We start from the raw sequence: 15,071 nt of genomic DNA, 5'->3' as shown, positions 1-15,071 counted from the left end.
CCGGTATCGACGGTCACATTATGCGTGCCGCTGCCGGTATTGCCCGCCGCGTCGGTGACTGACGCAGTGACGGTCACGCTGCCGTCGCTGAGGCCGGAAATGACGCTGGCCGGAACGCCCACGCTCCAGTTACCCGCCGCATCCAGCACGGTGGTGTACGACTGGCCGCCGATGGTAACGGTGACCTTATCGCCCGCCGCCGCGCCGGTGGCGGAGCCGCTGATAATCTGCGCCTGATTGTGTTCAGCCACGTTAATCACGTCGTCGCCTGCCACGGTGTGGATGGTCACTGCCGGAACGGTGACGTCCACCGTCAGGTTGTGGTCCACCGACGCCGGGTTACCCGCCTTGTCGCTGACGGCCGCGGTCACGGTGACGCTGCCGTCGGTTAATCCTGCAAGGTCAGCTGCCGGCACGTTCAGCGTCCAGCTGCCGTTCGCGCTGACGGTTGTGGTGTAATCTTTGCCGTTCAGCGATACGGTCACCGTCTGGCCTGCTTCGGCGGTGCTGGTGCCAGAGATTGCCAGGTCGGACTGCGCTTCTGAGGCGTTCAGGATATCGTCGGTGGCAATCATGTTGATGGTCACGGACGGCGCGGTAGCATCCACGCTGTACTCGCGTCCCGCAGACGCGCTGTTGCCGTTCACGTTGGTGACGCTGACCTGCACGCTGGCGTCGCCGTCTTTCAGACCGGTCAGATCCGCAGACGGCACCGTGGCGGTCCATTTACCCTCAGCGTCCACCGTGGCGGTGTAGTTCTTGCCGCCGAAGGTGATGGTGACGATCTGGTTTTCTTCGACGTTCGAGGTGGTGCCGGAGAGCACCAGATCCGCACCCCTCTCGGCGGCGTTGATCACGTCATCGGAAGCGATGGCGTCAATGCTGATGGCGACGTTTGCCAGATCCACCGTCACATCATGGTTGATAGTCACCGGATTGCCCGCGCTGCTCTGGCCTTCAACGTTCACGGTGACCGTGCCTGCGGCAAGGGCACTCACGTCCGCAGAAGGGATCGCCGCGCTCCAGGTGCCGTCTGCCAGCACGGTGGCCGGATAGGTTTTACCGTTTACGGTGACGGTCAGCGCCGTACCCGCCGTCAGGCCGTCGCTTGAACCCGTGATAATCAGATTCTGCCCGTGTTCGATGCTGTTAATCACGTCATCGCCCGCTACGGTGTCCACGCGCAGGCCCGGCAGATTCGCGTCGATAGTGATATCGCGCTCGCCGCTGCCGCTGTTGCCCACGCCGTTCGTGACGCTGGCGGTCACAGTCAGATCGCCATTGCCCAGCGCGGTGAGCACAGATTCCGGTACGCTGACGGACCAGGTGAGATTGTCCTGTACCGTTGCGGTGTAGCTGTGGCCGCCAACAGACACAGTCACGGTGTTGCCCGCTTCGGCATTCACCACTGTGCCGCTAATGGTCTGGCCGGTTGCCAGCTCCGCTGCGTTGATCACGTCGTCGCCCGCCACGGTGTTGATGATGACGCCAGGCAGCACGGATTCCACGTTCACGGTGTGCGAGGTGCTGGAGCTGTTGCCGACGCTGTCCGTCGCGGAGGCCGACACGGTGTAAAGCGCTTCACCCAGTTGCCCCACCTCGCTCGCCGGAACGGTTGTGGTCCATTGGCCATTGGTGTCCACCGTGGCGCTGTACGCTTTGCCGTTGAGCATCACGGTGACCACCGCGCCCGCTGCCAGCCCGGAAGCCGTACCTGTGATGGTCAGATCCTGCGTTTTCTCGCTGCTGTTGATCACATCGTCACCGGACACGGTGTCAATGGTCAGCACCGGCGCGGTGAGGTTGACTTCAACCTCGTGCGTTGTGCTGTTGCTGTTTCCGGCTTTATCGGTCAGCGCCGCGGTGATGGTGTAATCCCCGGCGGCCAGGGCACTCACGTCCGCCGCAGGCACGCCCACGCTCCACCTGCCGGAAGTGTCCAGGGTCGCGGTGTAATCTTTGTTATTGATGGTGACGGTCACCACGTCGCCCGCCGCCGCACCGGTCACGGAACCGGTGACAATCAGCGCCTGCGCATGCTCGGCGCTGTTGATCACGTCGTCGTCGGAAACGGTGTTAATGGTCAGCTGTGGCACCGTGGTATCCACCAGCACATCGCGGTCCGCCGAGGCCGGGTTACCCGCCTTATCCGCGACGGCTGCCGTGATGGTGTAATCGCCGTCGGTAATCGCGCCGATATCCGCAGAGGGTACGGTGACGCTCCAGCTGCCGTTCGCCTGTACGGTGGTGGTGTAGTCCACGCCGTTCAGCGTCACGGTCACGGTCTGGCCCGCTTCGGCGTTGGAGACACCGTTAACGACCAGATCCTGCTGCGCTTCGGCCGCGTTGATGATGTTGTTGTCGCTGACGATCTCGATGGACACCGTCGGCGCGGTGGCGTCCACGCTGTATTCGCGGCCCGCCGAGGCGCTGTTGCCGTTCACGTTGGTGACGCTTACCTGCACGCTGGCGTCGCCGTCTTTCAGTCCGCCCAAATCGGCAGACGGTACGGTCGCCGTCCAGTTGCCGCTGGCATCCACCGTCGCGGTGTACAACTTGCCGCCGAAGGTGATGGTAACGGTCTGGTTTTCTTCCACGTTGGTGGTCGAGCCAGACAGCACCAGGTCCGCGCCTTTCTCAGCCGCGTTGATTACGTCGTCAGAAGCAATCGGATTAATGCTGATGGCGACTGCCGCCAGATCCACTTTCACGTCGTGGCTGATGGAAACCGGGTTACCCGCCGCGCTCTGGCCGTCAACGGTCACGGTGATCGTGCCTGCGCTCAGCGCGCCGACGTCCGCCGCCGGAATAGCCGCCGTCCAGGTGCCGTCCGCCAGCACGGTTGCCGCGTAGATTTTGCCGTTGACGGTGACCGTCAGCGCCGATCCGCTCGCCAGCCCGTCGCTGGAGCCGGTGATAATCAGGTTTTGACCATGTTCGATGCTGTTGATCACATCGTCGCCTGCTACGGTATCCACGCGCAGGCCCGGCAGGCTGGCATCAATCGTGATGTCGCGTTCGCCGGTGCCGGTGTTGCCGTGGCCATTGGTCACGCTCGCAGTTACGGTGAGATCGCCGTTACCGATAGCGGTTAAGACGTCAGACGCCACGTTAACCGACCAGCTCAGGTCGTCCTGAACCGTCGCGGTATAGGTGTTGCCCCCGATACCGATCGTGACAGTGTCACCGCTCGCCGCGCCGCTCACTTTCCCGCTCAGGGTTTGTCCGGAAGCCACTTCCGCCGCGTTAATCACGTCGTCGGTGGCAACCGCATTAATGGTGACCTGCGGCAGCGCGCTGTCGACCAGCACGCTATGGCTGGTATTCGCGCTATTACCCGCGGTATCGGTCACGCTGACCGTCACGCTGTAGCTCGCTTCGCCCAGTACCGAGACGTTTGCCGCCGGAAGGGTGACGCTCCAGTTACCGCTGGCATCGGTGGTGGCGGCGTAACTGATACCGTTCAGGGTTACGGTGATGCGGGTCCCGTCCGGCTGGTTGCTGGTGCCGGAGATCAACAGGTCCTGGCCTTTTTCGGTCGCGTTGATCACGTCGTCAACCGCCAGGGTATTGATGGTAATCACCGGCGCGGTCAGGGAGACGTCAAACGCGTGCGTCGCGCTGGTGCTGTTGCCCGCTTTATCGGTGAGTGTCGCGGAGATCGTCTGATCGCCGTTAGCCAGCGCGCCCACGTCCGTCGCCGGAACGCCCACGCTCCAGTTGCCGGACGCATCCAGCATCGCGGTGTAGTCTTTGCCGTTCAGGGTCAGGGTAATCACATCGCCCGCCTGCGCGCCCGTCACCTTGCCGGTGACAATCAGCGCCTGGCCGTGCTCGGCAATATTAACAATGTCGTCGCCCGCCACAATGTTGAAGGTAATCTGCGGCACGGTAGTGTCGACCAGCACGGACGCCCCCGCGCTGGCCGGGTTGCCCGCTTTATCGGACACGGTCACCGTGACCGCCGCGCTGCCGTCGGCGATCCCCGCCAGATCCGCCGCCGGAACGTCCAGCGTCCAGCTGCCGTTCGCCTGCACCTGGGCGGTGTACTGATTGCCGTTGAAGGTCACGGTGACCGTCTGGCCTGCTTCGGCAGTAGATGTTCCGCTCAGGGTCAGATCCTGCGCCGCCTCTGCCGCATTCAGCATATTGTCGCCGCTGATGGTGTTGATGGTGACCGCTGGCGCGGCGGTATCGACGCTGAATGCCTGCGAGGAAGAGGCTGCGTTGCCGTTCACGTTGGTGACGCTGACCTGTACGCTGGCGTCGCCGTCCTTCAGGCCGCTCAGATCGGCAGCCGGTACGGTGCAGGTCCAGTCGCCGTTGGCATCGACCGTCGTGGTCCAGGTTTTACCCGCAAAGATAATGGTAACGGTCTGGCCCGCTTCAACGTTCGAGGAGGAGCCGGACAGCACCAGATCCTGGCCTTTTTCTGCCGCGTTAAGCACGTTGTCGTCCGTCACGCTGTTGATGCTTATCGCCACCGGGGCGAGATCGACATCCACAACGGTACCGATATTCACCGGGTTGCCGGAGGTATCCTGCGCGCTGGCGCTGATGGTGAGCGACCCGTCCGCCCACCGGGAGACGTCGGCGGCCGGAACCGCAGCCTGCCAGCTGCCATCCGCCAGTACCGAGGCGGAATAACTCTTGCCGTTGATGGTCACGGTGACGGTGCTACCCGCCGCCAGGTCGGTGCTGGTGCCGGCGATAACCAGGTTCTGCGCGTGTTCAATAACGTTAATGACGTCGTCACCGGCGACGGTATCAATGCGCAGGCCGGGCAGCTGGGCGTCAATGGTGACATCCAGGGAAGACGATCCGGTATTGCCGTGCGCGTTCGTCACGCTGGCCGATACGGTCAGGTCGCCGTTACCGAGCGCGGTTAACTGACTCTGGGTTAACGGCAGGCTCCAGGTGAGATCGTCCTGTACGGTGGCCGTGTATGTCTGCCCGCCGAGGATAATCGTGACGGTATCGCCCGATGCCGCGTTAGAAACCTTTCCGGTCAGGGTTTGCCCTGCGGCCACTTCCGCCGCGTTGACGATATTGTCGCCCGCGAAGTTGTTGAGGGTAACAACCGGCAGCGAGCTGTCCACCAGTACATCGTGCGTGGCAGCGGCGCTGTTGCCCACATTATCGGTGACGCTCGCCGTCACGGTGTAATTGGCTTCACCCAGCGCGCTCACCGCAGAGGCGGGGACGGTAACGCTCCAGTTGCCGCTGGCGTCGGTGGTGGCGGTGTAGTTGATACCGTTCAGATTAACGGTGATGGTGGTTCCTTCCGGCTGGTTGCTGGTGCCGGAAAGCAGCAGATCTTCGCCCTTCTCTGCCGCATTGATCACGTCATCCGCGGCCAGCGTGTTAATACCGATAACGGGCGTCACAGTATTGACCACCACATCCACTGAACTGCTGCCGGTGTTGCCGGATTGGTCGGTCACGGAGACGTTAATGGTCCAGGTGCCGTCCGTCAGCCCCTGAACGACGGACGCAGGCAGGCCGAGGCTCCAGTTGCCTGCCGCATCCACCACGGTGGTGTAGTCCACGTTATTGATGGTGATGATGACCAAATCACCCGCCGCCGCGCCGGTGACGGAGCCGCTCAGGATCTGCGCCTGAGCATGGGCCAGCTGGTTAACGGTGTTGGTGTCGGTGACGAAATCGTTGATGGTCACCTGCGGCACGGTGGCATCCACCAGCCCAACGCGGTCCGCGCTGCTGCTGTTGCCCGCCACGTCACTGACGGTGGCCGTCACGGTGACATTGCCATCGGTCAGCGCGCCTACGTCGGCGGCAGGCACGTTCAGCTGCCAGCGACCGTCCGCCTGTACCGTGGTCTGGTAAGATTTACCGTTCAGCGTCACGGTGACCGTCTGGCCCGCTTCAGCGGTTGTGCTGCCGCTGAGCACCAGATCCTGCTGCGCTTCTGCCGCATTAATGATGTTGTCGTCGGTCAGGTTATCAAGCGTAATGGCTGGCGGCTGCGTATCGACGATCACCACGCGTGAGGCGTCCGCGCTGTTGCCGTTGACGTTAGTCACGCTGACGCTCACCTGCGCACGCCCGTCGATCAGCGTTTCCATCGCGCTCGCCGGAACGGTCAGGTGCCAGGAGCCGTCCTGCTGCACCTGTGCAGTAAAGGTTTGATCCGCGAATTTCACCACCACGGTCTGCCCGGCCTCCACGCCCTGCGTCTGACCAGAAAGCGTGACATCCGCACCTTTTTCCGCCGCGTTGAGCATATCGTCAGTGGTTACGGTATCGATGGTGACGGCCACCGCATTCAGGTCAAGCTCGATCGGGTGTTCAGCCGCCACGGTGTTGCCCCAGGCATCTTCCGCGCTGACGCTGACGGTCATGCCTCCCGCCGTCCATGCCTGAAGATCCGCCGCCGGCACGCCAATCTGCCAGTTGCCGCTTGCGTTAACCGTGGTGACGTATTCGACATTATTGATGGTAACGGTGATCTGTGTGCCTTCCGCCAGATGAGTGCTGGAGCCGGTTACGGCCAGATCCTGCTGCTGCTCGATGGCGTTAATCACGTCATCGCCAGAGATCGTGTTCACGCGCAGGCCCGGCAGTTCGGCGTTGATGTTGATATCACGTTCGCCGGTGCCGGTATTGCCGTGCGCATTGGTGACAGAGGCGCTGAAGGTTAAATCGCCGTCGCCAAACGCCTGGAGGTCGGCCGATGGGATCGTCACGCTCCATTTGAGGTCGCTGCCAACCGTTGCGGTGTAGCTCTTGCCGCCCACGGTGACAGAGACGGTATCGCCCGCCGCCGCGCCGGTGACGCGTCCACTGAGGGTTTGGTCAACCGCCGCTTCGGCGTTATTGACCAGGTTATCCCCGGCAAAGGTGTTGACGATCACCTGCGGCAGCACGGTGTCTACCAGCAGATTCGCCTCGGCGGAGCCGCTGTTACCCACGCTGTCGGTGCCGCTGACGCTGACGGTGTAAAGGGTATTCGCAAGATCCAGCACGTCGGAAACCGGCACCTGAACGGACCAGCGACCGTTCTCAACGGTGGCCTGATAGTTAACGTTGTTCAGCGTCACGGTGACAGCGCTGCCGTTCGGCAGATTACTGGTCCCGCTCAGGCTCAGGGGCTGCATGGCCTCCTGCGCATTCAGGACGTTATCCTGGCTGATGGCGTCAATCGTGAATTCCGGCGGGTTGCCGCTCAGCGTCACGCCGTGCGTCGCGCTGCCGGTGTTGCCCGCGGCATCAGTGACGGAGACAGAAATCGTGTGGCTGCCCTCACCGAGCGCACCGATGACGGAGGCAGGCACGCCGACGCTCCAGCTGCCGTCGGCAAGCACCACACCGGTGAAGGTCTGTCCGCCAACGGTCACGGTGACAACGTCGCCCTCCGCCGCGCCGTTCGCCTGGCCGGAAATAATCTGCGCCTGCCCCTGCTCGCTGGTGTTCAAAATGTCGTCGCCCGCGACGGTGTTGATAGTGACCACTGGCGCTGCGGTATCGACCGTGATATCGGCGGTGGTGGATGACCCGTTACCCGCTTTGTCGCTGACGTTTACCGTCAGGGTGTGCTCGCCGTTAGCCAGCGCCTGTACTTCACTGGCCGGAAGCGTAACGGACCAGCTGCCGTCGCTGCCCACGGTCGCCGTGTGATTTTTGCCGTTTAGCGTGACCGTCACAATCTGGCCCGCTTCCGCATCGGTTTTCCCGGTCAGCGTCAGCGGCTGATTATGTTCAGCCGCGTTGATGATGTTGTCCTGGGCGATCGTGTCGACAGAGATCACTGGCGAGGCGGTATCCACGCCAATCGTCTGGCTGCCGGACACGGTGTTGCCCGCCGCGTCTTTTCCGCTGACGTTGACCGTCCAGGTACCATCGCCCAGCGCCTGTGCGTCGGCAGCAGGGACCTTCACGCTCCATGCGCCGTTTGCCCCCACTTCTGCGGTATAGGTTTTACCGTTGAGCGTGACGGTAAGCGCCGTTCCCTGGGCCAGGTTTTTGCTGGTGCCGGACAGCGTAAAGCCAGCGGACTGCTCGCTGGCGTTGATCACGTTATCGCCCGCCGTGGTGGCGAGCGTCACGCTGGTATCCGCTGTAGAAACGGTTACGGTAATACTGCCCGCAGAGGTCGTTTTATTGCCGTCGATCTGTACGACGGACCAGGTATGTTCCCCGTCCGCCTGGGTCGGGAGTGTTACCGTCCAGGTGCCGTCCTTCGCAACCATGGTGCTGGCGATGGTGCTGCCGTTGCCGTCTTTAACCTGAATGGTCGCGCCCGGCTGCCCGGTACCGCTGAAGGTGGGGGTGTTGTCATCCGTGACCTCTTTTGCACTCAGCACGCCCTGCTTGTCACCCGCGTTGTCCGTCAGCAAAAATGTCGGCGTGGCGCTTTCGACTTCTTTTGTATTATCAATAACTTTGGTTTTGGTTTCACCATCGCCGCCGTGAGCCAGCAGTGCGCCGATCGCACCGCCCCCTAACGCCGCACCGGCAATCCAGCCCCACGGCGCATCGCTTAAGACGCTTCCCTGCTCCAGGAAAGGTTCAATGCTGCTAATGGGTGCAGCCTGGGCGGTTAATTCGGTGGCGGCAACGCCTGATGCTTCCCCGGCATCGGCAAATGAAATATGCGTCAACGCCTGGTTATCGTTAAATACCAGCTCGGAATGATTATGGGTTTCCGTGTCTTCGACAAAATAATTATTGCAGCGGATCACGCTGCCATCTTTCATATAAATGAGGAGGTCATTCCCCTGGCGGACATAACGCACCACGTCCTGAGCAGAACCCTGAATTTCAATCACGCTCGGCGATGAAATAGAGACCGAGAGATTCCCTTCACCGGTTAATTTCGTCTTCTCTGCCGTTTTGCGAATGATGACATCAACAATTTTTGCGGTACTCATATTCTTCTCCTTGCAGGTGCGCGTATTCCTGTGGATATGTCCACCAGAGGGATGTAGCTATCCTTGGGAAAAATCACCCATTATTGTCTGACTTATTTCGCGCAGAAAGGCGCGCCTTTTTTTAACTTAAATCAGGTAATTTCGCGGCAGCGTTTTTCTCTATTCCGATAAGCGGCATGAGATTATCCACCGCGGAGGCGTAATTAATCGCCGCACTCCAGCCATCGTATTCAGCCATTATTTTCGCTGAGGTGGCAGACCAGACATCCTGCTCCACGCTGAGCAGATCGTTAATGCTGCGCTTGCTCAGGGTATATTCATTTTTGTAGACATCGCGGGCGCGCAACGCATTTTCCAGCTGACGCTTCCCGGCTTCCATTCGTCCACGCGCCCCGGTCCAGTCGGCCTGTGCGACGGAGGCTTTTTGCAGGACATCAAAACGGGCCTGATCGACCTGGGACGATGCCATTGCCCTTGCGCCCTCGGCCTGACGGACGCGCGCCGAGACCGCGCCGCCCTGATAAAGCGGTGCGTCAATATTGAGCTGGATCTGATCATCCCAGTACGCGCGATTATCAGACTCATAGCGGGTGCGGCCCCCTTTCAGGCTTAAGGTCGGCCAGTGCTGAGACCTGGCGGTTTCTACGCCGTACTGGGCTGAACGCTCCATGTTCTGCGCGGCCATCACCGTTGGGATCAGTGAATAATCAATCCGATTGAGAGAATCCGGCTCCACGGCCAGACCTCCCGGAACCGGTGAATAGCGTTCAGCCTGTATGCCAGTTAATACCGCCAGCCGCGCGCGGGCGCTGTTCAGAGACGCATTATACTGCTCTACCGTCGCCTGCATCCCGGCGATACGGGTGCGGGTCTGAAGCTCATCAGAGGTGGAGCTTACGCCAGCATCGGCGCGGAGTTTTGCCAGCTGCTCAACGTTTTTAAGCGCCTTCACGTTCTCTTTTGCCGCCTGCAACAGATCGCTGTAGCGTTTTACTTCCACATAGCTGAGGGCCGTTTTTTCCGCGACGGCAGACATCGTGCTCATCAGCTGGTAGCGATAGCTGTCACGCTGAGCTGAAGACTGGCTGATGCTGTTATTGGTCTTGCCAAAATCGTACACCAGCTGCGTCAGGCTCAGGCCCCAGGCTGCGGAATTTCGCAACGAGCCGCTTGAATCGGTGGTCTGGCTGTGACCCGTACTCCCGTTCAGGGCTATTTGTGGCATCCAGCCACTGCGCGCTTCGTCTATTTGTGCCTGGCCGATCCCCAGTTGCGCTGCCTGCTGGCTCACCGAGGGGTCGCGATCGAGAGCGAAAAGAATACTTTCTTTCATCGTCATTGCCGCAACGGGAGATATCCCCGCCTGGCCGTTATTTGCATTAGCCGCAGTCACCACCAGCGAAATTAAGGTCAGGGAGACAGATAATCTGAGCAACCTGTTATTGCATTTCATCTTCATAATATCCCCCGACTCCAGGTGATAGCCAAATAAATACCCAGGAAGAGGTACAAATAATCCTTCAGAAATCCCTCACCTCTTCTCGATTAATTTGGGTAATAGTTCCCCAAGCCCATTTCAATTGAGATGAGAGCCGTTCAATCTCTTTTTTTCTTTTAAGAATTTACTTAAATATTTATTGATTCGCAGCATAACAAAATGTGATATGAGCAACCACACCCGCAATGTTAATGCGGTGTTACAAATAAGAAAAAAGATGGGGTTTCTGGACAAAACGTTATAAAAGGCCTTTCAGATGAAACAAATAAACCCCCTGTAATATAAAGAAAATTCTAAAATGCCCCGGTGTACATTTTTGCGTTAATTTCACCCCGAATCAGACACAAAGATTTTCAAAGAAATGTCAACTTAAGTAATACACCGAATAAAATTGAATTATTTTACTTTAAAAATAGAAACTAATAGATATATGCACTAATTTATAATTACAAATTAGCTAAACATTCTGGTTAGAGCCAATAATCCGGCAGCTTAAGCCAAATTTTCAAGTAAAACATAGCGATAACAACATACCTAAAAGATACATACATGTTTTTGATGACTGATTAATGCGATATCAATAATCACATCATTAAACTGTTTTTGAATAACATCCCGCACCTGTCGCGATTCCCTTTCCTGCAAAATGCTGTAAACTGCGATTTATTGCGACATTTTGCAGGATACTGCCCCATGCATAAAACCGCCAGACAGAAATATGTGCTTGATATCATTACTGAGCAAGGCCAGGCCAGCATTACCGAGCTGGCAGAGCGATTGCAGGTTTCGGCGGACACCATCCGTCGCGATCTGACCGACCTGGAAAAACAGGGACTGGCACAAAAAAACCATGGCGGCGCCATCGCGCTGAATCTCTCGACGATGACCCGAGTAAGCAGGAATAGCTTGCTCCCTGAAATTAAGCAGCGGCTGGGTAAACAGGTTGCGCAATGCGTGCCTGCGGGCTCGACGCTTTTTCTGGACGCCGGAAGCACACTGCTGGCCGTTGCCTCTTTCCTTCAGGGGCCGCTGACCATCATCACCCCTTCTCTTGATATCGCCCAGCAGGTTAGCGATCGGGAAGATATTGACCTGATCCTGCTCGGTGGAAAGTGGGATCAGAAACAACGCCTGTTTGCCGGAAGCGCCACCCTTTCCCTGCTCTCTCGCTACCGGGCGGATATTGCCATCCTTGGCGCATGCGCCATCCATGCCGAACTCGGATTGAGCGCCAGTCAGGAGGCGGATGCCGAAGTGAAGCGTGCCATGCTGGCCGCAAGCCAGGCGCACTGGGTAGTCGCCGACCATTTAAAACTCAACCAGTGCGAACCGTATCTGGTGTCAGGGTTATCCGAGATTCATCAACTGTTTTTAGATCGTCCCTGGGCAGAGCTCGGGGACCATAGCGCCTTGCAGGTTACCGTTGGCGCGCATTAACGTGGAGAAGGTCATGAATAAAGTGAAGACAATGAATATTGCGCTGATCGGGTATGGTTTTGTAGGTAAGACGTTCCATGCCCCGCTGATCCAGTCCGTCGAAGGCCTGAAGCTGGCGGTGGTCTCATCCCGGGATGAAGAGAAAGTGAAACGCGACCTGCCGGACGTCCTCGTTGTCGCCACGCCGGAAGAGGCCATTCAGCACCCGGATATCGACCTGGTGGTTATCGCCTCCCCTAACGCGACCCATGCGCCGCTGGCCACCCTGGCGCTCAATGCCGGCAAGCATGTGGTAGTGGATAAGCCGTTTACGCTGGATATGCAGGAAGCGCGAGATCTGATTGCGCTTGCGCAAGAAAAACAGCGCCTGCTCTCGGTCTTCCATAACCGCCGCTGGGATAGCGATTTTCTCGGCATTAAGCAGGTGATTGAGCAAGGCCGTATCGGTAAGGTGAAACATTTTGAGTCGCATATCGATCGTTTCCGTCCGGAGGTTCGCGTGCGCTGGAGAGAGCAAAACGTGCCCGGCAGCGGCCTGTGGTTCGACTTAGGCCCGCATATGATTGACCAGACGCTACAGCTTTTTGGTCTGCCGCAGTCGATACAGGGCAACATCGCCACCCTGCGTGACGGCGCGGAGATTAACGACTGGGCGCACGTGGTGCTGAATTATCCGGAACACAAAGTGGTCCTCCATTGCAGCATGCTGGTGGCGGGTGGCGTTGCCCGCTTTACCGTCCACGGCGATAAGGCCAGCGTGGTGAAAGCGCACATCGATCAGCAGGAAGCCCAGCTGCTGGCAGGCGTCGTTCCGGGTAGCGAAAGCTGGGGTGAAGACAGCGACGCTATGGTGCTGTTTAATGCCCAGGGTGAAGCCAGCGCTATCCCTGCGCCAAAAGGCGACCAGCGGCAGTACTATATAAACGTGCGCGATGCCCTGAACGGCAAGATTGACAACCCGGTCCATCCGGTGGAAGCCCTGGCGGTGATGGCGGTGCTGGAAGCGGCGGTAAAATCTTCGGAAACGGGTTCAACTCTGGAACTTGACTTAACGGCGCAGGAGCGCGCGCAACTGCAATAAGCCGCAAAAAAATGCCCTGCGGGTTAGCAGGGCATTATCGGTTACTGACGCTTTTTCGGCATCATGCGCAGCAGCGTGTTGTCCTTCCAGAAGTAGTGATGCATCAGCGCGGCAAAGGCGTGCAAACCAATCACGAAATACCCCAGATTCGCCAGCGTTACGTGCCACTCCTTTAGGGTATCCACCAGGTCAAAATTCCCCTCCGCCGCATGCGGCATCGTCAGGCCAAACGCAAACCAGTCATTTCCCCGGTTATACATCATCACCATACCGATCAGCGGCAGCGCAATGAACAGCAGGTAGATTACCAGATGCCCGAGATGGGACAGCCCGGTGATCATCGCTTTTGGTTTCGGTTGAATAGGCGGAGCCGGGAATTTGAGGCGGATAAGCAGGCGCGCCACCATCAGCACCAGGATGCTGATCCCGCAGGAAACGTGGATCATATTAATAAGCGGACGATCGGTTCTTGGGAACCACCCTCTGAACTCCATGGCGCAATAGGCCATAATGACTAACAGAAAAACCAGCCAGTGAATGCTGATTTGCAGACCCGTATATTTTGTGCGCATGTTGTTTCCCGATAAAGAATCATTATCGCGCCAACATAACCACCTTTCCTGAAAATGTGAACCCCCTCGCATGGAGGGGGCTCCTGATTACGACTGCAAATAGACCACCTGCGTCTGCAAATACTCATTCAGACCGTGTTTGCCATCCGCCCCGCCGATACCGGATTTACGCCAGCCTGCATGGAAGCCCTGCATCGCTTCAAAGTTTTCACGGTTAATGTAGGTCTCGCCGAACTTAAGCCCCTTAATGGCTTTCATGGCGACGTTCAGGTCCTGCGTATAAACAGACGAGGTTAAACCGTAGTCGCTGTCGTTGGCCATTTTCAGCGCCTCTTCCAGGGTGTCGAAAGCCACCACCGGCAGCACCGGGCCAAAGGTCTCTTCGTGCATGATGGCCATATCCTGACGTACGTCCAGCAGCAGCGTTGGGGGATAAAAATACCCTTTGCCTTCTGCCGCTTTACCGCCAAGGACCACTTTAGCCCCCTCCTGCACCGCGCGCGCCACCTTCTGCTCCACGCGCTCCAGCGCGGCGGCGTTGATCAGCGGCCCCATGGCAATATCCGTTCGCTCAGCCGGATTGCCAAACTGGACGGCTTTCATTGCCTCGCCCAGACGATTCACAAAGCGGTCGTAGATCCCCTTCTGGACATAGACACGTTCCGCACAGTTACACACCTGTCCGGTATTGATGACGCGTGAATCCACAATGGCCTTCACGGCCAGCTCGAGGTCGGCATCGTCCATCACGATGGCCGGGGCTTTACCGCCCAGCTCTAGCCCCACTTTGGTGATGTTTTTCGCCGCCGCAGCCATGATCTTTTCACCTGCCCCGACGCTGCCGGTCATGCTGACCATCGCCACTTTCGGGTTCCCGGCCAGCTCCTGTCCGACGGTTTCACCCCGGCCCAGCACCAGGTTAAAGACGCCTTTCGGCAGGCCAATCTCATCGACGATTTTGGCAAACGCAATGGCGTTGTTTGGGGTAAATTCGCTCGGTTTGATAACGATGGTGTTACCGGTGATCAGCGCGGGAGCGAGCTTACGGGCAATCAGGAAGAAGGGAAAGTTCCACGGCAGAATGCCGGTGGTGACGCCCAGGGCACGCTTAAACACCAGAATATTCTCGCCCGGACGGTCACTCTGAATGATTTCCCCTTCATAGCGGCGCGCCCACTCGGCCATATAGTCGATATAGTCAGCGGTAAAGTTCACTTCCACTTCCGCCAGCTGCTGGATCTTGCCGCCTTCGGCCACAATCAGCGCGCTGATTTCACTGACGCGCTCGCGGATCCCGGCGGAAATTTTGCGTAGCCAGCTGGCGCGTTCAATGGCAGGCAGCGCCTCCCAGCCAGCCTGCGCGCGATCTGCCGCGTCAATGGCCTTGCGGGCGTCCTCGGCGCTGCCGTCGGGAATACGGGAAATGACCTCTTCCGTGGCCGGATTGATCACGTCAATCCATGCATCACCCTGCCAGGCAACAAACTGTCCATCAATATACATAGGATGTTGTACGGGTACTGTCATAACCTGCTCCTGTAATCACACTGTTTTTAACAAGTAAACTTAATGTTAAAAACTATAATTACCGG

At 58.5% G+C, this 15,071-nt stretch carries 6 protein-coding genes; 2 read left to right on the top strand and 4 right to left on the bottom strand.

From position 1 onward, the window contains the following. Both ACOTWU_RS14870 and ACOTWU_RS14865 read right to left on the bottom strand, forming a co-directional pair. On the bottom strand, positions 1 to 8,891 hold an 8,891-nt coding region (locus tag ACOTWU_RS14870), incomplete at its 3' end, for an Ig-like domain-containing protein (RefSeq protein ID WP_421625782.1). A gap of 121 nt (positions 8,892 to 9,012) precedes the next feature. Then, positions 9,013 to 10,350, bottom strand: a complete 1,338-nt coding sequence (locus tag ACOTWU_RS14865) for a TolC family outer membrane protein (RefSeq protein WP_045911718.1) — start codon at positions 10,348 to 10,350, stop codon at positions 9,013 to 9,015. 732 nt (positions 10,351 to 11,082) lie between these two features. Here ACOTWU_RS14865 and ACOTWU_RS14860 point away from each other — a divergent pair. Beyond that, the gene (locus ACOTWU_RS14860) at positions 11,083 to 11,826 is read left to right on the top strand and encodes a DeoR/GlpR family DNA-binding transcription regulator (protein WP_015570569.1); all 744 of its coding nucleotides are present in this window, start codon (positions 11,083 to 11,085) and stop codon (positions 11,824 to 11,826) included. A gap of 13 nt (positions 11,827 to 11,839) precedes the next feature. Beyond that, positions 11,840 to 12,907 (top strand): oxidoreductase, encoded by a 1,068-nt coding sequence (locus ACOTWU_RS14855; protein ID WP_220719565.1) that lies wholly within the window; start codon positions 11,840 to 11,842, stop codon positions 12,905 to 12,907. 41 nt (positions 12,908 to 12,948) lie between these two features. On the opposite strand, the gene cybB is transcribed toward ACOTWU_RS14855, so the two are convergent. Together cybB and aldA are read right to left on the bottom strand one after the other, a co-directional pair. Continuing rightward, positions 12,949 to 13,479, bottom strand: a complete 531-nt coding sequence (cybB, locus tag ACOTWU_RS14850) for a cytochrome b561 (RefSeq protein WP_015570570.1) — start codon at positions 13,477 to 13,479, stop codon at positions 12,949 to 12,951. 87 nt (positions 13,480 to 13,566) lie between these two features. Then, a complete protein-coding gene (aldA, locus tag ACOTWU_RS14845; RefSeq protein WP_045327920.1) occupies positions 13,567 to 15,006 on the bottom strand; it encodes an aldehyde dehydrogenase in 1,440 nt (479 codons plus the stop codon). Between the last annotated feature and the right edge of the window lie 65 nt (positions 15,007 to 15,071).

Origin of the sequence: Enterobacter cloacae complex sp. GYL001, from assembly GCF_049237125.1 — a bacterium.
Classification (GTDB): domain Bacteria; phylum Pseudomonadota; class Gammaproteobacteria; order Enterobacterales; family Enterobacteriaceae; genus Enterobacter; species Enterobacter hormaechei_C.
Note: the sequence above shows the minus strand (reverse complement) of the source record. Positions and strands in the feature narration are given on the sequence as shown.

Excerpts from the sequence above, each read along its gene's own strand:
- aldA (WP_045327920.1), bottom strand. The coding sequence starts at position 15,006 with ATGACAGTACCCGTACAACATCCTATGTATATTGATGGACAGTTTGTT.
- ACOTWU_RS14860 (WP_015570569.1), top strand. The coding sequence starts at position 11,083 with ATGCATAAAACCGCCAGACAGAAATATGTGCTTGATATCATTACTGAG.
- cybB (WP_015570570.1), bottom strand. The coding sequence starts at position 13,479 with ATGCGCACAAAATATACGGGTCTGCAAATCAGCATTCACTGGCTGGTT.
- ACOTWU_RS14855 (WP_220719565.1), top strand. The coding sequence starts at position 11,840 with ATGAATAAAGTGAAGACAATGAATATTGCGCTGATCGGGTATGGTTTT.
- ACOTWU_RS14865 (WP_045911718.1), bottom strand. The coding sequence starts at position 10,350 with ATGAAGATGAAATGCAATAACAGGTTGCTCAGATTATCTGTCTCCCTG.